This is a genomic window from Gordonia sp. NPDC003376 (genome assembly GCF_053589235.1).
The window spans coordinates 1-19,571 of sequence record NZ_JBSFRM010000006.1; the positions used below are offsets into that span (position 1 = coordinate 1).

Here is a 19,571-nt window from a genome sequence, read left to right on the forward strand (position 1 = left end):
CGCTTCAACTCCGCCGAATACCGCTTCGATCCAGACGCTGCCATAGGTTTCATCCTCCCTTGAGACGAACCCTCCGGAAACACCGGGACGGATCAAGGCGACGGATCAGTGCCCAATAGGCCCGACTTTTGAGACATCTGCACCTCGGACGCCCGTTGGCGATGCCTATCTCGTTTGTTGCGGTAAGGATCTGCGCTAGCCTCGCCAAGGAACAACGCCACAACCCCAAGTCTACTCCAAGGAGTACAGGTGACCACTGTTCGCGATGCAACTTTTCAACTTCTGCGCGAATTGGGATTGACCACAATCTTCGGTAATCCGGGTTCTACCGAGGAAACTTTCCTTTCCGACTTCCCCGACGATTTTCGGTACATTCTCGGATTGCATGAGGCCAGCGTCGTAGCGGCTGCCGACGGCTATGCGCAGGTGGTCCGCAAGCCCGCTCTGGTCAACGTTCACACCGGTGCCGGGATCAGCAATGCGCTGGGCACACTGGATTCGTCGTTCCAGAACAAGACGCCGCTCATCATCACCGCCGGACAGCAGACGCGCGAGATGCTGCTGCTCGAGCCGTGGCTGACCAACACCGATCCTGAGGTCATCGCACGGCCGTGGGTCAAGTGGGCGTACCAGCCGACCCGCCCGCAGGACGTGCCGGCGGCGTTCATGCGCGCCTACGCCGTCGCGATGCAGCCGCCACAGGGCCCGGTTCTACTGTCCCTACCGCTCGACGACTGGGACGTCGAGACCACCGTTCCCGCCGAGGTCCGGTCGGTCACGACCCGTGTCGCACCCGACCCGCAACGTCTCGCCGAGTTCGCCAGTATCCTCGGCGAGGCGACCAACCCGGCTCTCGTCTTCGGTTCCGATATCGCGCGCGGCCAGGGCTGGAACGAGGCAGTCGCACTCGCTGACAAGGTCGGGGCGCCGGTATGGGCGGCCCCTTCGTCCGAACGCGTGCCGTTCCCGGAGAATCACCCGCTCTATGCCGGCGGACTGCCGTTCGCCCAGGGCCTGCTGTCGCAGCGACTGGAGGGACATGACGTGATCCTCGTCGTCGGGGCGCCGGTCTTCCGTTACTACCCGTGGGTTCCGGGACGCTACATCCCGGAGGGCTCCCGATTGCTGCACGTTACTGACGACCCCGCCGAGTCGGGACGCGCTCCGGTCGGCGACAGTCTCGTGTCCGACGCCGTACTGGCACTGCGCGGACTCGCAGACCTGACCTGCCCCCGGTCGAACCCGGTCACCGTCGTAACTCAGGAACATCGCCTCGCCCCGCATGCTTCCGCAGAGGCCCGCCCCACCGATCCTGCTGACGACGACCGGCTGACTCCTCGCCAGCTCTTCCGCGTGCTGCGCGAGGCCGCCCCGGCAGATACCGTGATCGTCCAGGAGTCGCCGTCAAACATCGCTGATCTACACTCGGAGTGGGAGTTCACTTCTCCCGACAGCTATTTCGCGATGGCCAGCGGGGCGCTCGGATGGGACCTCCCCGCCGCGGTCGGCGTCGCACTCGCCGAACGTGACCTCGGACGCAACCGGCCGGTGGTCGCGGTGATCGGTGACGGGTCGATGCAGTTCTCACCACAGTCACTGTATACCGCTGTCCAGCAGGAGCTTCCGCTGGTCGTGGTGGTGCCGAACAACCATGAGTATGGAATCCTGAAGGCGTTCGCGGTCTTCCAGAAGAACCCCGGTGTACCAGGCCTCGATCTACCAGGCCTGAAACCGCATCTGGTTGCGCAGGGATACGGAGCTACGGGCGTGGTCGCGAAGACGGCGGCGGAGGTTCGGGTAGCGCTCCAGGAGGCGTGGGCGGGCCGGCGCGGGCCGACGGTGATCGAGGTTCCTATCGACCCGACCGTTCCGCCGTTGGTGTGACACACGAGCTCGGCAGGGCGTCGGAAGTCGGGGTGAGTACGGTGATCTCAACCGGGTTCGGTTTCGACGCACCGCCTTCGACGCTGCTGAACCGCGATTCGCCTGGTGACCAACAAGCCAGGGCGCGTCCGCTCTTTCCGTTTAGCGGAGCCCCAAACTTCTGGAACTGATACATTGTGCAAGAACGGCGTAGGCGGTCTTCAGGAAAAAGGCGCTGAATCGTGGTGTAAGCGATTTTGTGACCACTCACCTTCTGTTGCAGTAGCAGGGCGTTTGTCCTCGAAATGCGGGCTGTTGATCATTCGGAAACAGTCCCCTGGCCGGCCGACTTCGGGGTCATCAGTCTGGCTTTCCCTCATGGCCATTGCGCGGAATCAAGTCGTCAGACCACCCGCCTGGACCTCGCGCACAGAGAGCCACCCAGCGAGACGTCCGGGCCGGCGCATCCACTCGTGCGTGGGTGCCATTGGCGTTGTCGCCTGCGTCAAGGATCAAGTCCTCATTCGGATGTGAACTCGGCACAATTTGTCGTCTGATGGACGGCGATTTCTTGAATGTGTGGATACACTCCGTTGTGGCGCGTGTGCGCAACACGGTAGCTCGGATGTGGCGGCCACCGACTGGTTTGGTATTCGTAGTGGACGTTTCTGGCTGGAATATCGTGACAAATTATTGTTTGTGATCTTGTAGTTGGTGGAGTGGGCTGTGTCGATCACATGGTCCGGCGCAGGGTGAAAAAAAGATCGGACTGCTCTGTGGTAGAACGGCTTGTGTAGCAGCCAGTTTCCGGTGGTAGTCATTCCCTGGTCGGCGGTGGCTGGCTGATCTACTTCGTGGCAGGAACACTCAGAAATGGAGTTAGCAGCACTATGGCAATCCAGCCGAATACCATTGCTGATGCGATCACTAACCGTGGAACCGCTTTCACGGCCGAGGAGCGAACGCGATTGGGCCTGATCGGCCGACTTCCTTCTGCGGTCGAAACCCTCGATGATCAGGTCGCCCGCGCGTACAAGCAAATCGGCGGTTTCGAGACCGCGCTGGAGAAGTACAACTACCTGAATCAGCTGCACGACCGCAACGAGGTCCTGTACCACCCGAGGTAGCGCGCATCCGGACATCCGATCGGGTCCGGCAGAACGTGTCGCAACTGGTTTGCGCTTGCTCAGGCGTCGTCTCGTCGGGCAAGGTACGCCACCAACGTTGCGCGGCAGTGTGATTGGACTCTTCCACCACCCCTTGACGGTTGCCACGACGGGGCGGACACACATCCACTGACACCCCGTAGTGTTTGGCGACGCCGACGAACTCGGCGGTCAACTTCCCCGTCGAGGGGTGGCACACGGTGGCCATCCGGTCGAATCGCCACGACGTGGTCATCCCACCGAGTCGGCGGGTGATGCGATCGATTCCGGCGATCACCTGCGGGCGAGTCATATCCGGGGCCAGATAGCCCCGCCACTTTCCCGAATGAGACAACGAACCGACAAGCAGGAATGCTGTTGAACCCCAACCCTATTCGCTGGGTGGGCTCGGCAATTCCACCTAATCCCATTGCGTCTCTTCGCCCGGCGGATGCTCGATGATCGCGTTCGCCCGCTCAGTCACCCGAGCACAGTCCTCGCACCTCGGTCGCAGACCGCGGGCTCGGATCTGGCGGGTGAGCGTCTGATAGGACTGTGTGTAGCCAAGACCCTCGAGTTCGTCGCACAACGTGCGCGACCACACATGTGGATCCTCTCTCTGCCGTGTGGTCGCATACGTCAGGCACCGCTCGAAAGGATCAACCTCGGGCTACCTACGTTCGCCGGGCCTGCGGTCACCGTTGAGATAGGCCCTGATCGTCTTGCGGTCATGCCCGGTGTGACGGGCCTTCGCCGAGATCGTCCACCCCCGTTTGTGTAGTGCATGTACTTCCATATCGTTCTCCCGTGTCAACATGAAGGCGGGCCTCCTGAGATAGCTGGTGAGTGGTCAGAGACCACCAGCATCACGGGAGGCCCGCCTACTCTGGCGGAGCCACACGGGTGGGGAATTTAGATGAGCATCTGTGGGGAATCTCGATGAGCGCCGTCAGGTACGACGTTAAAGATGTACGGTCTCGTGTCCGACGCCGATGGGGTCTTCAAGCCCCTGGCTCAGCGCTTGGATGTCAGCCATCGCGCGTCGCGCCAGGTGCTCCGCGCGATGGTGGTCCTGCGTAACGTGTGCACGGATCACAACCGTATCTGGAATCGGACGGATGGCATCCTCGTCGAGACGCCGCCGGCGTCAAGGACGGAGATGGACAAGTCGATCTACAAGAACACGCCCTGGGCGTGGTGTACCACCGTAGTTCACCTCGCGGACGCCGCTAGCCGAGACGATTCCTACTCGACTTGGTTCTGGGATTTGATCGAAGAGTTCCCGGACTGGTTCGTCGACGGCCTCACCGCTCCCTCTCCGAAGTAGGCCGCGAAACCTCGGTGATGGCGCGCCCGCATTCGCGAGGCAGGCACGGCCGATACCACGGGTCGTGCGGTTGAGACAGCCACCCCGGGGCTGAGCTGCCAGCCGCCACAGGGCGTCCGCAGTGTGTTCGCAGCGCACCCAGCACGCCCCATACGCAGCAAACGTCCCAAACCCGATGAGCAGGTGTTTCAAGCTCTGCCGTGACTCACCAACATCAGCAAACACCCAGGTAACGGCGTTCGGGACGAAGAGGTCGTGGGTTCGAATCCCGCCACCCCGACGCAAGGTTGAGATTGCAGAAGAGGCCCTGGCCAGGAGAAATCCGGTCAGGGCCTCCTCGTCTTCAAAGCCCCGCCGTTCCTTGAGCTGAGGTGCGGACGAAGCGAACGAGCCCACGGGTCCCTGAGGTGCGAGCGAAGCGAGCCTCGAACGGCCCGGCGCCTTCGAGGCTCGTCGCTATCGCTCCTCGCGCCTCAGGCAGCGAGTTGGGGGTGCGAGCGCGGGGAGTCAGTCCTCCGTTCCCTGAGGCGCGAGCGAAGCGAGCCTCGAAACCCCTCACCCCACCACCGAATATCGCCCAGCCCGCAGGAAAACATCTACCTGCGACGTTGGTCGATGCCCTCGAGAATCGCAGCCCGGCGGAGGGCCTGCGTCAGTTTAATTACCCCCGTGACCCAACCTGGCGACGGCCAACGTGACGCCGAACGCGATCCCGGGGATCCGCTGTGGCTCCCGCCCAAACCCAAACGCGACAAGAGCCTGATCGTCGCCGCATCGTTAGTCGTCGCGGCGTTGGTGATCGGGGTCGGGTTTACCTTCTTCGGAAGCTCCGGACTCTTTCGCAGCGACGACGACACCGACGCGGTGACGATCGGAACCACTGAGGGAACTCAGGACTATTGGCCGATTTTCGTCCGCAAGGCGAAGGATCGCGGAATCACCATCCGGACGGTGAATTTCGCCGACGCCAACCAGGTCAATCCGGCGCTTGCGCAGGGACAGGTCGACCTGAATCTGTTCCAGCATCTGGCCTTCCTTGCCGACTACAACACCTCCACCGGGAATGACCTCGAACCGGTCGGCTCGACCTATATCGTGCCGCTCGCCGTCTACTCCCGCCGCTTCGACTCGATCGGCGCGATCCCACGTGGCGCGTCGGTGGCCATCCCGAATGATCCGACCAACCAGGCCAGGGCGCTGCTGGTGTTGCAGTCGGCTGGACTGGTCAGCCTGCGCAATGGCGGCACCATCGAGGCAACCCCGGCCGACGTTCTGCCGGAGTCCCGGGTCAAGGTGGTCCCGATCGCCGCACAGCAGACGGTCACCTCGCTTCCTTCGGTCGACGCCGCGGTGATCAACAACAACTTCGCTCAGGATGCGGACCTGGATCCGTCCTCGGCGATCTACAAGGACGATCCCAACGACTCCGCCGCGGAGCCCTACATCAATGTGATTGTCGCGCAGGCCGACAAGAAGAACGATCCGCTGTACAAGGAGATCGTCGAGGCATTCCATGATCCCGAGGTCACCGCGGCGTTGGTCGGCCAATCGCGCGGCACTGCCGTCATCGTCAACCGCACGCAGGCGGACCTGGAGACGATCCTGAGTGGGCTGGAGAAGCAGATCCGATGAGCGAGAAACCCCAACCCATCATCGAACTGCGCGACATCACGCAGACCTACAAGCTGCAAGGCGCCAAGGGCACCTTCAATGCGCTGGATTCGGTGAGCTTCACCATCAATGCCGGCGACATCTTCGCGATCATCGGCGGTTCGGGCGCGGGTAAGAGCACCGCGGTGCGGCTTATCAACGCGCTCGAACGTCCGACATCAGGACAGGTTCTCGTCGAGGGCGTCGACATAACGACGTTGAGCAACAAGGAGATCCGAAGCCTACGCACTCGGGTGTCGATGGTTTTTCAGCAGTTCAACCTGCTCAACTCGCGCACCGTGTACTCGAATATCGAGTTCGCCCTCGAGATCGCGAACTACCCCAAGGAAAAGCGCCGCGACCGCATCGCCGAACTGCTGCATTTCGTCGGACTCGCGGAGAAGGCGTGGGCTCGGCCGCGGCAACTGTCCGGCGGTCAGAAGCAACGCGTCGGCATCGCCCGCGCCTTGGCCGCCAATCCGTCGATCCTCCTCGCCGACGAAGCCACCTCGGCGCTCGACCCGCAGACCACGAATGAGGTGCTGCAGCTACTCAAACGGGTCAACGAGGAGTTCGGGATCACTGTCGTGGTGATCACTCACGAGATGGATGTGGTCCGCAAGATCGCCAATCGGGTCGCAGTCCTCGACAAGGGCCGATTGGTCGAGCAGGGCGATGTGTACGACATCTTCTCCGCTCCGCAGGCCGACCTCACCAAGCTCATCGTCGGGCATTCGCTGCACGGCGAGCCGAGCGCCGAGGACGCGGCGTTGCTCGGCGAACGCTATGAAGGCACCTTTGTCTCGGTCCCGATCGACGACAGCACCGAGGTCGGCCGGATCTTGGCCGACGTGACCCGGTCGAGCGACCTGGCCTTCGAGTTCGTCTACGGCGGAATCTCGGCCCTCCGGGGCCGGTCGGTGGGCAATATCACCCTGCTACTCAAGGGATCTGACGATGCCGTCGCCGAAGCGGTGCATCGACTCAAGGCGTCATCGAATACGGAGGAGACACCGTGAATATCGACTGGGACACGCTCCGCCCGATCTTCTGGGAATCGGTCTGGCAAACCTTGCAGATGGTGGTCGCCACCCTGGTGATCGGCGGATTCCTCGGGCTGCTGCTGGGCATCTTGCTGTACACCACTCGTCGCGGTGGGATTCTCGAGAATGTCTGGCTGTACAACATTCTCAACGTCATCGTGAACTTCGTCCGACCCATCCCGTTCATCATTTTCATCGTCGCGATCGGACCGCTCACCGTGAAGGTGGTCGGCACCACGATCGGCACCGGTGCAGCGATCTTCGCACTGGTCATCGCCGCGACCTTCGGGATCTCACGCATCGTGGAGCAGAACCTGGTGTCGATCGACCCGGGGGTGGTGGAAGCGGCGACCGCGCTGGGCGCCAGCCCATTACGGATCATCACTCGCGTGCTGCTACCCGAGGCACTCGGCCCACTGATCCTGGGATACACCTTCGTGTTCATCACCGTCGTCGACATGACCGCGGTGGCGGGCTCGGTCGGCGGAGGCGGCCTCGGAAACTTCGCCATCCAGTACGGCTATCAGCGATTCAACTGGTGGGTCACCTGGATTGCGGTTGCCGCTATCATCGTCATCGTGCAGGCGGCCCAGTTCTTCGGAAACTGGCTGTCGAACAAGGCACTTCAGCGCTGACCTGACGAATGACGATCCGATTCAACGAGTCGATCCGGTCGCGGCTGGGTCTGGAATGGGAAGTCGCCTGCGTGGACCGGCGCAGTGGTGAGCTGGCTCCGGCCGCACCCGAGATCCTGGCGACCCTCGGACGGCACACCGAGTTTCCGCATGTGACCGGCGAGTTGCTCACCAATACAGTCGAGTTGGTGACCGCCCCGCACCACCGGGTGGGTGCGGCGACCGATGAACTCGAGGACCTCGCGAGCCGGGTCATCAGCGTCGCCGAACCACTCGGTGTAGAGGTGATGTCCGCTGGCACCCACCCCTACAGTCAATGGTTCGATCAGCAGGTCACGCCGGGCAATCCCCGCTACGACACACTCATCGACCGGACGCAATGGTGGGGCCGCCAGATGATGATCTGGGGTGTGCACGTCCATGTGGGTATCGACCGCACCGACACCGTAATCCCGGTTCTCAACGGACTTCTCAATCATCTGCCGCTGTTTCAGGTCCTCAGCGCGTCGAGCCCGTTCTGGGCGGGTGAGCGCACCGGCTACGCCTCCAACCGAGCCTTGATGTTCCAGCAACTCCCCACCGCGGGGCTACCGCCGGTCTTTGCCGACTGGTCGGAGTACGAGCAATCCGTGGCCGACATGCTTCACATCGGTGTGATCGACGGCTTTGGCGATCTGCGTTGGGATATCCGGCCCTCCCCCAAGTGGGGCACCATCGAGTTGCGGGCCTTCGACGGTATCTCCACCGTGTACGAGATCGGCGCCATCGCGGCCTTCACGCAGACACTCGCCGAGCACCTGTCCCGGGAAGTCCGCCGCGGGGTGGAGATTCCGCGCTTCCCCGCCTGGTTTCATCGTGAGAACAAATGGCGCGCAGCCCGATACGGCGTGGAGGCGATCGTGGTCACCAATGCGCAAGGCGAGGAGCGACTGGCGACCGAGGTGATCGCCGAGTTGGTCGGCACACTGAGTCCCATCGCCGAGGAACTCGGCTGCGTCGAACATCTGCACCGCGTGCACACCATTGTCGACCAGGGGCCGAGTTACCTGCGTCAGCTTCGCGTTGCGCAGGCGCGTCAGGGCAGCCTGCGTGCGGTGGTTGGTGCGCTCGTCTCCGAGTTCCGGGACAACCACCTGACCGGCCTGCGCTGAGACCGTTCGCAACTCGGTCAGAGGGGGTTGGGGTCGACCCCATTTGCCGGACATCCTGATGGCCGGTGTGAGGCTGGTCAGGGAGGACGGAGTGATGGGAGCAAAGCGCAAGAGTTACACGCCGAAGTGAAGTATCGGCGTGAGGCTGCGCATCTGGGTGATCGACACCGGTCGCACGATTGCCGAGGTCGCGCGGGAGATCGGTGTGGGTGAGCAGTTGCTGGGCCGGTGGGTTGCGGTCGAGAGGGCCCGGATGGATGAAACGGCGCCGGCGGTGGATGCCGATGAGCGGGCAGGGTCGGAACGGTTGCGGCGTGAGGTGGCCGAGTTGCGGATGGATCGGGAGTTCCTAGAAAAGCAGCAGCCTTCTTTGCGTCGGAAACGTCGCACCAGAGCAAGCGTACGAAGTGATCGACGCGGAGAAGGCGTCTTTTCCTGTTGTCCGGGCCTCCGAGTTGTTGGGTGTGTCTCGGTCGGGGTTTATGAATGGCAGGCTCGTCGGGATTCACCACCCACACCACGACTGGGTTTGGTCGACGTGGCTCACGTATTATCAATGCTGTTGAAAGAGTGTGTATTTCAAGTCCAACGTCGCGAGATAGAGGTATGGTGGCGGGGCGAAATGACGGACGTGGGAGTGGCCGGGACGGATCGGCGGGTGGCGAGCCGACACGTCGAGTGGGAGACTGACTCCGCAGGTACGGACCGTGGGGCATGAGCACGACCGGTACGTTCCGGCTGTGGAGCGCCGAGCGCAGCGATTGGTGCAATCAGGAAATAGTCGGCACCTCCCACTACATGGGCACCATCTGTCGGCTCTGTGCACGGCACGGGGTCGCGGTGGGCGACGAGCTGCGAATGGATGTTGCCCTGGTCCCCGAACCGGACAACCCGCATGATTCGAACGCCGTTGCAGTCCGTTTCGACGGCCACACCGTTGGTTACCTCCCGAGGGATCTTGCGCCTGCATGGGTTCCGGCTCTGCGCCGAATAGCTGGATCCGAGTTCACCGCGATCACGTGCGGTCGGATTCAGCTGTGGGAGGGCAACGGGTGGCCCGATGACGACTGGGCGAGAGCGCCGGTCACGGTACTTCATGCCCGGGTCGAGATCAAACTCCGTGATCCGGCCAACGCGATCCCCTTGAACGCGCCGCCGGTGGGCCGCACACCGTGCTGCCGCGTGCGGCAATCGTGCAAGTCACCAAGGAATCGGACTTCTTCGACGCCCTCGCCCAGTTCGTGCCCGCCAACGGCTACGGATTGGTGTATGCCACGCTGCGCCGTGACGTCGTCGTCACTGCACGAACGACGAAGGACGTTGTTGCCGTGCGCATCAGCGGCGAGAAGATAGGTGAGCTCACGCCTGCGATGAGCGGAAAGTTCCTTCCCCTGATCGACCACCTGCAGTCGCGGGGATTGACGGCGGTGTGCTGGGCCGATCTCACCGGATCGGCGGTGGCGGCCGAGGTGCGCATCGATGCGGTGAAGGCGCACGAAGCCGACGCCGGTGTGCTGGACGGGCCTCCAACAGCTGCGCAGCCTCTGATTCCAGAGCTGGTGGCACAGTGGTGGGCCGCGGTGAGGACTCCACCTGAGCGGCGCGAACGGCTCGGCATGGGATACGCCCAGTAGTCTTTCCGCTTGGCGCACACGAGGGCAGCAGCAGGGCGTTGACGAGTGCCAGGTGTTCGATCTCTCCGCTGGGGCCGATGCTCTCGTCGGGGGCAACCGTAGTCGATCTGCTGCAAGCTCATGGCCGGGTCACGGCGCGATGCGGTCTGTCGAATCCAGGCGCCCGCATAGGTGTGGTGCCCTCCGGAGACCATGGCCGGCAAGGGATTCGGCCGAAAGGTCCCCGGTCACACGCCCAGTTGTGCTGCGAGATCCTCGATGTCGCGGGCGTGGAAGTCGTTGTGCGGTGAGCCCGAATCGTCCTTCGGGGCACCGCCCCACTCGGCGGGCCGCTCGATGAAGGCGGTGTGCAGGCCGTGTGAGCGGGCGGCGTCGAGGTCGGACTGATGGGTGGCCACCATCATCACCTGGGCCGGCTCGACCTCCAGCAGCCGTGCCAGTCCGAGGTAGGTCTCGGGGGCCGGTTTGTAGTGGTGCCACAGATTCGAGGCGCCGATGACATCCCAGCCGAAGTCGTTGCGCTTGGCCATCTCCGACAGCAGTGCGACGCTGCCGTTGCTCAGCGCACAGACGGTGAACCGACGACGCAGCAGCGCCAGACCCGGTGCGGCGTCGGGCCATCCGGGGATCGTGCGCCAGGCGCGCACGAGCCGTGCCACCGCGGCGTCGTCGGCGGTGACACCGGATTCGGCGAGCACACCCCGCAAGGTCTCGGTCTGCAGGTCGTCGAGACCACGCCAGGGCAGCTCACCGGACTCCACCCGGGCCAGTATCGGTGCGTACCGGCGGCGCCACTCCCGTGTCAACGCGGCCGCATCGTGTCCGGGCAACTCCGCGGCCATGGCGTCACGGATACCGGTGAACCAGTCGGCGACGGTACCGAAGGTGTCGAAGGCCAGGACCCGGATCTGATCGGCTGCGGTCACCGGCACGATCAGTGGGCGTCGGTCGCGAGCTGCGGCAGCGACTGGTCCTCGTCGAAGGACGCGTCACCGTGCGAGACCGGGGTCAGCGTCAGCAGACTGGCCTCGGGCCGGCAGCAGAACCGCGCCGGCGCATACGGGGAGGTGCCCAAACCCGCACTGACGTGCAGCTGCATCGACGCCCCCCACCTCGACGGACCCTTCACCCGGGACCGGTCGATGTGGCAGTTGGTCACCAATGCGCCGATACCCGGCAGGCACAGCTGACCACCATGCGTGTGGCCGGCCAGGACCAGGTCGTAGCCGTCGGCGGCGAAGCGGTCGAGTACCCGGGGCTCGGGCGAATGGGTCAGGCCCAGCCGCAGATGTGCCAGCGGATTGGGGCGCCCGGCCACGGTGTCGTACCGATCGCGCTCGATGTGCGGGTCGTCGACCCCGGCCGCCACCACACGTACCCCGCCGATCTCGAGCTCACGCACGGTGTGGGTGGTGTCGAGCCAGCCGCGCTCGACGAACGCCGCCCGCAGATCCTGCCAGGGCAACGGCTCGCCGTGGGTGCGCTTGTGGTCCTTCTTGAAGTACTTGAACGGGTTCTTCGGCTTGGGGCCGAAGTAGTCGTTGGACCCGAAGACGAACAGACCCGGCCGCGACAACAGACCACCGAGCGACTGGATCACCGCGGGCACCGCCTGTGGATGGGCGAGGTTGTCGCCGGTGTTGACCACCAGATCGGGTTCCAGGGCGTCGAGCTCGGACACCCACGCCTGCTTGAGGCGCTGGTCGGGCATCATGTGCAGATCGCTGATGTGCAACACCCGCAACGGCGTCGACCCGGGCTCGAGGACGGCCATCGTGGTGTGCCGCAACGTGAACGCATTGCGCTCGATCACCGTCGAATAGAACAGCCCGGCAGCCGCGAGGCCGGCTCCCACGGTCGCCGACCGCGCGATCGTCGACGACGGCAGGCGAAGATACAGACGCTGCACCGGATTCGAGTCGAGGATGGACATCAGCCCAGGATACGCGTGCGGGCGTTCATCCCGGAAGATCGATCACCACCGGTCCGACACCCGGGACCTGCACCGTCGTCTGGGTGGGCTGTCCGGACCCCTGGCCCTCGGCGCGCCGGCCGTTGCTCACATAGATGGTGATGGTGCTGCCCGGCAGTGCCGAGTCGCTCGGGGCGGTGAAGACCACCGTGCCCTGGGTCTTGCCGCTGTCGACCTCGAGCTGGGTGACCTTGAATCCCGCCGACTGCAGGCGAGAGGTGGCCTCGCTCGCGGTCAGCCCGGTGACCTGTGGGATCCGGCCTCGGTCGGTGCCCGCGACGTATCGCGGATCGGTCGGCGGCAGCTGGGTGGGGCCGAAGTTGTCGGCCACCGGCAGCATCGCCTGATACCACGTGCGGGCCGGTTCCATACCGCCGTACAGGTTGCCGTCGTAGCAGGACCGCAGCGGGCTCGAGCAGATTCCCGACGGGTTGGGGCCGTCGCTGTAGACGTAGGCGGCGCCGGCGATGTTGTTGGTGAACCCGAGGAAGGCCGACGAGCGGTGCGCCTCGGTGGTACCGGTCTTACCCGAGCTGGGCAGGGTCCATCCGATCGCCCCCGCGGCCCCCGCGGAGGTGCCGCCGCCCTTGTCGTCCTCGCTCAGGGCGTTCGCCAGGGTGTTGGCCAGACCGGTCTCCACCACGCGTTCACAGGCCGGCGGATTGAACGGGATCCCGGTGAGCGTCGGGTTCCCGTCCGGACCGGGGACCGGGTTGCCGTTCTCGTCGCGCTTGATGGTGCTGATCGACCCGATCGGCGACGGCGGGCACCACACACCACCGGATGCCAGGGTGGCCGCCACGTTGGAGAGCTCGACGCCGTTCACCGGGAGCGGGCCGAGGGTGAACGAACCGAAGTTCCCGTCCTTGACGTACTGGGCGATGCTCTTGTCCCCGTATCCCGACGTCCCCGGGGTGTTGTAGGACCGCAGTCCCAGCCGCACGGCCATGTCGACGGTGGGTTTGACGCCCACCTGCTTGAGCAGGTTCACGAACGCGGTGTTCGGTGATTGCGCGAGCGCCTGGGTCACCGACATCGACGCCGGGTACCGTCCGTCGTTCTTCACGCAGTAGGCGTTGGCCGGGCATCCGTTGGAACCGCCGCTGTTGCCCATGCCCTCCACTGCGAGGAACGCCGGCACCGGGATGTTGGTACCGGTCCCGAGGCCCTGCTCCATCGCGGCGGCGGTGGTGAAGACCTTGAAGACCGAGCCCGCGCCATCGCCGACCAGCGAGAACGGCTGCGGTTGGACGGTCTCGTCGGCGTTCTGGTCGAGTCCGTAGTTGCGGCTGGACGCCATCGCGAGCACCGCATGGGAGGTGGTGCCCGGGCGGATCGCGGTCATCACGTTGGCCACGCCGTCGGCGTGCGGGCTGGCCTGCGTCTGCGTCGCCCGCTGCACCGATCGCTGGACCGCGGGGTCCATCGTGGTCTTGATGATGTAGCCGCCACGCTGCACCGAGTCCCGGGAGATCCCGTTCTCGGCCAGGAACTGCAGTGCATAGTCGCAGAAGAAGCCGTTGTTGCCGGCGCCGATGCATCCCTGGGTGGGGATGTCGGCCCTGGCCAGGACGCCGAGCGGGGTCTTCTTGGCCTGGGTGAGTTCGTCGCGGCGGTCCGGGAAGTTCTGGATCATCGTGTCGAGCACGGTGTTGCGGCGGGCCATCGCGGCCTCGGGGTTGGTGTACGGGTCCAGGGCACTGCTCGACTGCACCATGCCGGCGAGCAGTGCGGCCTGCTCCACCTTCAGGTCCTTGGCGTGCACGCCGAAGTACACCTGCGCGGCCGCCTCGATGCCGTAGGCGTTGTTGCCGAACGGCACCACGTTCAGATAGCGGGTGACGATCTGCTTCTTCGCCTCCTGCTTGGCGGCGGCATCGGACATGCCCTTGCGCTTGGCCTGCTCGGTGAGCGACTGCTCGAGGGTCAGCGCCATCCTGACCTCACGCAGCTTGCGCGCCGGGGTGGTCTCGGTGGCGGCCTCGCGGTCGGCCTCGGTGCGGGCGAGCACGAGCAGTTGATAGTTCTTGATGTACTGCTGGTCGAGGGTCGACGCACCCTGCTGGACCTCGCCCGACGACGAGTTCTTCAGTGCGGCGCGGATCGTGCCCTTCCAGTCCACACCGTCGTGCTCGAGGAACCGCCGGTCCTCGATGGAGATGATCGCGGCGACCATGTCCGGGGAGATGTCGTTGTACCCGACCTGGTAGCGGTACTGGTCGAAGAGCAGTGCGATCGGGTTCCCGGCCGAGTCGGTCATGGTGGTGACCTCGGGCAGGGTGCCGTTGAGCAGTTCGGAGGAGACGTTCTCGACCGCCGACGCGGCGCGGTTCGAGACGAGTCCGACGCCGCTGGCCACGGGATAGAGGAGACCGGCGACGAGCACACCGGCGAGGACACACGCGGCAGCGAGCGGCCCGAGCTTCTTCGAGACTGGCACCACGACAGGATACGTGTGATTTCCCGAACACCCGGTCACCGGCGGGTGGGAGTCCGGTCGGGGGACACGGATTCTGGGTTTCACCTGCGGTTTCGTACCAAGTGTGCACGGTTGTGCCAGTTTTTCGTGTTCAGGGGTTGCGGCCTCAAGCACAGATCCCTAGATTGAGGGCAGAATGTGATTCACCTAACAGGCATTCGGGAGACGTGTCACACGTATCACGTCCGGATGAGGACTCCGTGAACCGGAGTCCGGTGTGGGTGGGGAGCACTCGACGTGGGGCGATGGCGTCCGGCGATGAGAATTCACAGAACAGGGGCGTGACGGTATGGCGACAGCGGCAGTATCGGCGGCGGCAGCAGCAGTATCGACAGGGGAGGCGCGACTGAGTTGGGTGTCGCAGGCGCGCTGCCGCGGCGAGAATCCCGATGACCTGTTCGTCCGTGGAGCCGCGCAGCGCAAGGCGGCGACCATCTGCCGGCACTGCCCGGTGCAGTTGCAGTGTGGTGCCGACGCGCTGGACAACCGCGTCGAGTTCGGTGTCTGGGGTGGGATGACCGAACGTCAGCGCCGGGCCCTGCTGCGTCAGCATCCCGAGGTCACCTCGTGGGCGGCCTTCTTCCAGGCGCAGCAACGCCGTCAGCGCGCCGCAGTCTGAGTTCCTGCAGTCTGAGTCCCTGCAGTCCGAGTTCCTGCCGTCTCGTTCCTGCGGTCCGGACATCGGCCGGCCGACACACACCCCACCACCCGAACACCACGAACCCCATCACCGACCGACACGCCGGCCGAGGGCGATCAGCCCCGGCCGGTGATCTGTTCGGCGACCGCCCGCAGTGCGACGCGGTCGGCCACCTCGAACGGCAGCGACGGCACCCCGACCACCGGCACCCGCGGATGCGATGCGGTGAACCGCTGCAGCAGGTGCAGCTCACGCTTGCCGGTCGCCGCGCGCTCGGCGTGCACCGCCAGCACCCCGCGGGTCAGATCGTCGTCGACGTGGTCGAGTGCCACCCGCGCGGCCTCCTCGGAGATCCCGGTGAGGTTGGGGTGGGTGCGGTTGAGGATCAGTCCGGCCAGCGGCATCGCCTCCTCGGACAGCCGGTTGACGAAGAACGCGGCCTCGCGCAGGGCGTCGGGTTCGGCCGCGGCGACCACCGCGAACCGGGTCCCGGGCTGTTTGAGCAGTTCGTAGGTCTTGAGTGCACGGTCCTGGAATCCGCCGAACATCGAATCCAGCGACTGGACGAAGGTGGCGACATCGCGCAGCATCTCGCCGCCGATGATCGTCGAGACCCCACGCATCGCGAGACTCATCGCCCCGGTCACCATCCGGCCCACGCCGCGGCCCCCACCGACGAGCACCTTCATCAGCCGCCCGGACAGGAACGAGCCGAGCCGCTGTGGGGCGTCGAGGAAGTCCAAGGCGTTCCGGGACGGCGGGGTGTCGACGACGATCAGATCCCAGCGTTTTTGCTCGAGTAGCTTGCCGAGCTTCTCCATCGCCATGTATTCCTGTGTGCCGGAGAAGGATTCGGCGACGGTCTGGTAGAAGGAGTTCTCCATGATCGCCGCAGCCCGCTCCGGGGTGGAGTATTCGAGCACCATCTCGTCGAAGGTGCGGCGCATGTCGAGCATCATCGCGTCCAGGGTTCCGGTGCCGTCGATCTCCACCGGCTGCGGGTCGTTGGTGAGCTCCGACATCCCCAGCGACTGGGCGAGTCGTCGGGCCGGGTCGATGGTCAGCACCGCGACGGTCCGGCCGTTCTCGGCGGCGTGCAGGGCCATCGCCGCGGCCGTGGTGGTCTTGCCGACACCGCCGGCGCCACAGCAGATCACCACCCGGGTCTCCGGGTCGGCGAGCATCGCCCCCATCTTCAGGTCGAGCGGCATCACGCCCCCGCTTTCTGCAGCAGATTCGCCAGTTCGTACAGGGAGCCCAGGTCGATGCCGTCGCCGAGCGCCGGCAGTTCCAGGGTGGGTACCTCCACGTCGTCGAGCTGGGCCTTGGCGATCTGCTGGGCCTGCAGCCGGGACGCGTGTTCGATGGTCTCGGTGAGCAGGCCGGCGAAATCCTCCTCCGACGCGGTGATCCCGGCGGTGGTCAGCCCGCCGGCCACCCGCTGTGCGTCGATCCTTCCCTCGGCGATGTCGTCGATGGAGTCCGGTGGCAGGTGGATCGGGCTGACGCGGTTGATGATCAGACTGCCGATCCGGAGCTCCTTGGTGCGCAGCTCCTCGACGGCCTCGATCGTCTCGGTGATGGGCATCGCCTCGAGCAGCGTCACCAGGTGGATCACGGTCTCCGGGGAGTGCAACAGCCGCACCACTCCGTCGCTCTGGTTGCGGATGGGACCGGTCTTGGCCAGGTCGGCCATCGCCTTGGTGACGTCGAGGAAGGTGCCGATCCGGCCGGTCGGGGGCGCGTCGACGACCACCGCGTCATAGCGACGCACGCCCTCCTTGTCGGAGGCGATGATGCGTTCCTTGATCTTTCCGGTGATCAGGACGTCACGCAGGCCCGGTGCGACGGTGGTGACGAAGTCGATCGCACCGATCCGTTTCATCGCCCGTCCGGCGAAACCGAGGTTGTAGAACATGTCGAGGTACTCGAGCAGGGCGTGCTCGATGTCGAGGGCCAGCGCCCACACCTCGCCGCCGCCCTCGGCGGTCGCGACCCGGGTGTCGGTGGGCGGCAGGGGGGCGATGTCGAAGAGCTGGGCGATGCCCTGCCGTCCCTCGCATTCCACCAGCAGGACGCGCTTCCCGTCCCCGGCCAGCGCCAGCGCCAGGGACGCGGCGACCGTGGTCTTCCCGGTTCCACCCTTGCCGGACACGAAGTGCAGCCGCGCGCGGGCGGCGGACTCCGGCCACACATTGGCCGCGGTCAGGTCGTCGGCGGTGTCGCCGGCTGTGTCGTGAGCCACCCGATCACCTTATCCACTGTGCTCAGCGCAGGGGTGAGACCGGTTAGGCTGACCATCATGAGTGAAGTGACCGCGTGGGAGTACGTGACCGTGCCGCTGCTGACGCATGCCACCAAGCAGATTCTCGACACCTGGGGTGCCGACGGGTGGGAGCTGGTCAGCGTGTTGCCGGGGCCGACCGGTGAGCAGCACGTCGCCTACCTCAAGCGTCCGAAGGGCTGACCCGGCCATGACCACCTGGACCGTTCGCCTCGCCGAGCTGGGTATCACCCTGCCCACCGCGCCCAAGCCGGTGGCCAACTACGTGCCGGCCGTCCGCACCGGCAACCACGTCTACACCTCCGGGCAGCTGCCGTTCGTCGACGGCGAGCTCGCGGTGCGCGGCAAGGTGTCGGAGACCGCCGAAGGTGTCGTGCGGCCCGACGAGGCGGCCGCCTGTGCCCGTCAGTGCGTCATCAACGCGCTCGCCGCGGTGGACGGCCTGGTCGGGATCGACTCGGTCGTGCGCGTGGTGAAGGTGACCGGGTTCGTGGCCTCCGCGGTCGGCTTCACCGGGCAGCCGGCCGTGCTCAACGGTGCCTCGGATCTGCTCGGTGAGATCTTCGGCGAGGCCGGGGTGCACGCCCGTTCCGCTGTCGGCGTCGCCGAACTGCCGCTGGCCGCGCCGGTCGAGGTGGAACTGATCGTCGAGGTCGCCGACAACTGAGTATCGAGATCGCCGGGCTGGTCGTCGCCGCAGCGGCGGCCGGCTGGGTGGATGCGGTGGTCGGGGGTGGGGGACTGATCCTCATCCCCGCACTGCTGATCGCGGCACCCGGCATCGCCCCCGCCTCCGCCCTGGCCACCAACAAGATGGCCGCGGTGGTCGGGACCTCGTCGGCGGCCTGGCGGTTCGCCCGCACCGTGAGGCTCGACTGGCGTCGGCTGACGCCGGTGTTCTGCTGTGCCGTGGTCTGTTCCGGTGCCGGCGCCTTCGTCGCCGGCACCCTGCCCCGGCAGGTGTTCGTCCCGATCGTCCTGGCCCTGCTGGTCGCGGTGGGGCTGTTCGTCGCGCTCAATCCGCGATTCGGTTCCGGTGCGGGCAGACTCCGGTCCCGCACCTCGATCCTCACCGGCTTCGTCGTCGCCGGTGTGGTGATCGCCTTCTATGACGGCATCATGGGCCCTGGAACGGGGACCTTCCTGATCATCACGCTGACCGCGCTGGTGGGGACCAACTTCCTGGAGAGCTCGGCGACGGCCAAGGTGATCAACACCGGCACCAATCTCGGTGCGCTGCTGGTGTTCGCCGCGCAGGGGCATGTGCTGTGGCTGCTCGGGTCGGCCCTTGCGGTGGGCAACGTGATCGGCGCCCAGTTCGGTGCCCGGATGGCTCTCGGCCGCGGCAGCGGGTTCGTCCGCTGGGTCCTGCTCGGAGTGGTCGTGGTGATGGTCGCCAAACTCTCCTTCGACCTGCTCACCGCGTGATCGGATAGGGTCGCAGGACAAGCAGAGTCGAGGGGGCCGCCGGTGATCGGGACGATCGGGGTGGTGACGCTGGCGATTCCCGGGGGCGATCGGCTCGGCGAGGTGGAGTTGCCGTATGCCGGGGGGACCGAACGATTCCTGGCGCGTGGCCGTGAACCGATCGAGGTGGACCGGTCGGTTCTCGTGGTGGCGGTGTCGCCCGGGCGGATCGTGGAGGTGGAGCGTTGGATCGCACCGCCGTCCGTCGGTCGTTCGGCGGATCTCCGGTGACCACGTGGGGCGCTTCCCGGCATTCTGTATCCGATTGACGCAGAGGAGGA

At 65.4% G+C, this 19,571-nt stretch carries 19 protein-coding genes and 2 pseudogenes; 15 read left to right on the plus strand and 6 right to left on the minus strand.

The window, feature by feature from the left end:
• The first annotated feature begins 249 nt into the window (after positions 1-249).
• A complete protein-coding gene (gene mdlC, locus ACWDUA_RS08310) occupies positions 250-1,884 on the plus strand; it encodes a benzoylformate decarboxylase (RefSeq protein ID WP_449750543.1) in 1,635 nt (544 codons plus the stop codon).
• A gap of 869 nt (positions 1,885-2,753) precedes the next feature.
• Entirely contained in the window at positions 2,754-2,990 is a 237-nt protein-coding gene (locus ACWDUA_RS08315) for a hypothetical protein (RefSeq protein ID WP_449750739.1), read from the plus strand.
• Here the strand turns inward: ACWDUA_RS08315 and ACWDUA_RS08320 are convergent.
• Positions 2,977-3,825: pseudogene (locus ACWDUA_RS08320) on the minus strand (IS21 family transposase); the annotation flags it as partial. The gene ACWDUA_RS08315 and the pseudogene ACWDUA_RS08320 overlap by 14 nt on opposite strands.
• Before the next feature lie 162 nt (positions 3,826-3,987).
• On the opposite strand from ACWDUA_RS08320, the gene ACWDUA_RS08325 reads away from it, so the two are divergent.
• The 8 genes and pseudogenes from ACWDUA_RS08325 to ACWDUA_RS08360 all read left to right on the plus strand — a co-directional run bounded on the left by ACWDUA_RS08325 (position 3,988) and on the right by ACWDUA_RS08360 (position 10,448).
• On the plus strand, positions 3,988-4,335 hold the full coding sequence (locus ACWDUA_RS08325) for a hypothetical protein (RefSeq protein WP_449750544.1): 348 nt from the start codon (positions 3,988-3,990) through the stop codon (positions 4,333-4,335).
• Between the two features lie 795 nt (positions 4,336-5,130).
• Positions 5,131-5,967, plus strand: coding sequence for a MetQ/NlpA family ABC transporter substrate-binding protein (locus ACWDUA_RS08330; RefSeq protein WP_449750727.1), 837 nt, complete (start codon positions 5,131-5,133; stop codon positions 5,965-5,967).
• On the plus strand, positions 5,964-7,004 hold the full coding sequence (locus tag ACWDUA_RS08335) for a methionine ABC transporter ATP-binding protein (protein WP_449750545.1): 1,041 nt from the start codon (positions 5,964-5,966) through the stop codon (positions 7,002-7,004). The genes ACWDUA_RS08330 and ACWDUA_RS08335 overlap by 4 nt, the downstream gene beginning before the upstream one ends.
• The gene (locus ACWDUA_RS08340) at positions 7,001-7,663 is read left to right on the plus strand and encodes a methionine ABC transporter permease (RefSeq protein ID WP_449750546.1); all 663 of its coding nucleotides are present in this window, start codon (positions 7,001-7,003) and stop codon (positions 7,661-7,663) included. The genes ACWDUA_RS08335 and ACWDUA_RS08340 overlap by 4 nt, the downstream gene beginning before the upstream one ends.
• Before the next feature lie 8 nt (positions 7,664-7,671).
• On the plus strand, positions 7,672-8,814 hold the full coding sequence (locus ACWDUA_RS08345; protein WP_449750547.1) for a glutamate--cysteine ligase: 1,143 nt from the start codon (positions 7,672-7,674) through the stop codon (positions 8,812-8,814).
• Between the two features lie 157 nt (positions 8,815-8,971).
• Positions 8,972-9,532, plus strand: a complete 561-nt coding sequence (locus ACWDUA_RS08350; protein WP_449750728.1) for a transposase — start codon at positions 8,972-8,974, stop codon at positions 9,530-9,532.
• Positions 9,529-9,789, plus strand: a pseudogene (locus tag ACWDUA_RS08355) (HIRAN domain-containing protein); the annotation flags it as partial. The gene ACWDUA_RS08350 and the pseudogene ACWDUA_RS08355, both read left to right, overlap by 4 nt.
• Before the next feature lie 197 nt (positions 9,790-9,986).
• Positions 9,987-10,448 carry a hypothetical protein gene (locus ACWDUA_RS08360; RefSeq protein WP_449750740.1) on the plus strand — a complete coding sequence of 154 codons (462 nt, stop codon included), beginning with the start codon at positions 9,987-9,989 and terminating at the stop codon, positions 10,446-10,448.
• 227 nt (positions 10,449-10,675) lie between these two features.
• Here the strand turns inward: ACWDUA_RS08360 and ACWDUA_RS08365 are convergent, their stop codons facing one another.
• The 3 genes from ACWDUA_RS08365 to ACWDUA_RS08375 are packed head-to-tail and all read right to left on the minus strand — an operon-like array spanning position 10,676 to position 14,860.
• Positions 10,676-11,374, minus strand: coding sequence for a haloacid dehalogenase type II (locus ACWDUA_RS08365; protein ID WP_449750548.1), 699 nt, complete (start codon positions 11,372-11,374; stop codon positions 10,676-10,678).
• Between the two features lie 8 nt (positions 11,375-11,382).
• A complete protein-coding gene (locus ACWDUA_RS08370) occupies positions 11,383-12,381 on the minus strand; it encodes a metallophosphoesterase (protein WP_449750549.1) in 999 nt (332 codons plus the stop codon).
• Positions 12,382-12,406: 25 nt separating this feature from the next.
• Entirely contained in the window at positions 12,407-14,860 is a 2,454-nt protein-coding gene (locus ACWDUA_RS08375) for a penicillin-binding protein (RefSeq protein ID WP_449750550.1), read from the minus strand.
• 328 nt (positions 14,861-15,188) lie between these two features.
• Between ACWDUA_RS08375 and ACWDUA_RS08380 the strand changes: the two genes are divergently transcribed.
• Entirely contained in the window at positions 15,189-15,518 is a 330-nt protein-coding gene (locus tag ACWDUA_RS08380; RefSeq protein ID WP_449750551.1) for a WhiB family transcriptional regulator, read from the plus strand.
• A gap of 137 nt (positions 15,519-15,655) precedes the next feature.
• Here ACWDUA_RS08380 and ACWDUA_RS08385 read toward each other — a convergent pair whose 3' ends face one another.
• Positions 15,656-16,750 carry an ArsA family ATPase gene (locus ACWDUA_RS08385; protein ID WP_449750552.1) on the minus strand — a complete coding sequence of 365 codons (1,095 nt, stop codon included), beginning with the start codon at positions 16,748-16,750 and terminating at the stop codon, positions 15,656-15,658.
• Entirely contained in the window at positions 16,750-17,784 is a 1,035-nt protein-coding gene (locus ACWDUA_RS08390; RefSeq protein WP_449750553.1) for an ArsA family ATPase, read from the minus strand. Before ACWDUA_RS08390 ends, ACWDUA_RS08385 begins: the two co-directional genes overlap by 1 nt.
• A 57-nt stretch (positions 17,785-17,841) precedes the next feature.
• Here ACWDUA_RS08390 and ACWDUA_RS08395 point away from each other — a divergent pair, with 57 nt between their 5' ends.
• The 4 genes from ACWDUA_RS08395 to ACWDUA_RS08410 are packed head-to-tail and all read left to right on the plus strand — an operon-like array spanning position 17,842 to position 19,521.
• Positions 17,842-18,006 (plus strand): DUF4177 domain-containing protein, encoded by a 165-nt coding sequence (locus tag ACWDUA_RS08395; RefSeq protein ID WP_169798191.1) that lies wholly within the window; start codon positions 17,842-17,844, stop codon positions 18,004-18,006.
• 7 nt (positions 18,007-18,013) lie between these two features.
• On the plus strand, positions 18,014-18,490 hold the full coding sequence (locus ACWDUA_RS08400) for a RidA family protein (RefSeq protein WP_449750554.1): 477 nt from the start codon (positions 18,014-18,016) through the stop codon (positions 18,488-18,490).
• A complete protein-coding gene (locus ACWDUA_RS08405; protein ID WP_449750729.1) occupies positions 18,487-19,251 on the plus strand; it encodes a TSUP family transporter in 765 nt (254 codons plus the stop codon). The genes ACWDUA_RS08400 and ACWDUA_RS08405 overlap by 4 nt, the downstream gene beginning before the upstream one ends.
• Positions 19,252-19,293: 42 nt before the next feature.
• Positions 19,294-19,521: a hypothetical protein gene (locus ACWDUA_RS08410; protein ID WP_449750555.1), complete on the plus strand. Its 228-nt coding sequence runs from the start codon at positions 19,294-19,296 to the stop codon at positions 19,519-19,521.
• The last annotated feature ends 50 nt before the right edge of the window (positions 19,522-19,571 follow it).

Excerpts from the sequence above, each read along its gene's own strand:
- ACWDUA_RS08370 (WP_449750549.1), bottom strand. The coding sequence starts at position 12,381 with ATGTCCATCCTCGACTCGAATCCGGTGCAGCGTCTGTATCTTCGCCTG.
- ACWDUA_RS08385 (WP_449750552.1), bottom strand. The coding sequence starts at position 16,750 with ATGCCGCTCGACCTGAAGATGGGGGCGATGCTCGCCGACCCGGAGACC.
- ACWDUA_RS08400 (WP_449750554.1), top strand. The coding sequence starts at position 18,014 with ATGACCACCTGGACCGTTCGCCTCGCCGAGCTGGGTATCACCCTGCCC.
- ACWDUA_RS08380 (WP_449750551.1), top strand. The coding sequence starts at position 15,189 with ATGGCGACAGCGGCAGTATCGGCGGCGGCAGCAGCAGTATCGACAGGG.
- ACWDUA_RS08315 (WP_449750739.1), top strand. The coding sequence starts at position 2,754 with ATGGCAATCCAGCCGAATACCATTGCTGATGCGATCACTAACCGTGGA.
- ACWDUA_RS08335 (WP_449750545.1), top strand. The coding sequence starts at position 5,964 with ATGAGCGAGAAACCCCAACCCATCATCGAACTGCGCGACATCACGCAG.
- ACWDUA_RS08395 (WP_169798191.1), top strand. The coding sequence starts at position 17,842 with ATGAGTGAAGTGACCGCGTGGGAGTACGTGACCGTGCCGCTGCTGACG.
- ACWDUA_RS08345 (WP_449750547.1), top strand. The coding sequence starts at position 7,672 with ATGACGATCCGATTCAACGAGTCGATCCGGTCGCGGCTGGGTCTGGAA.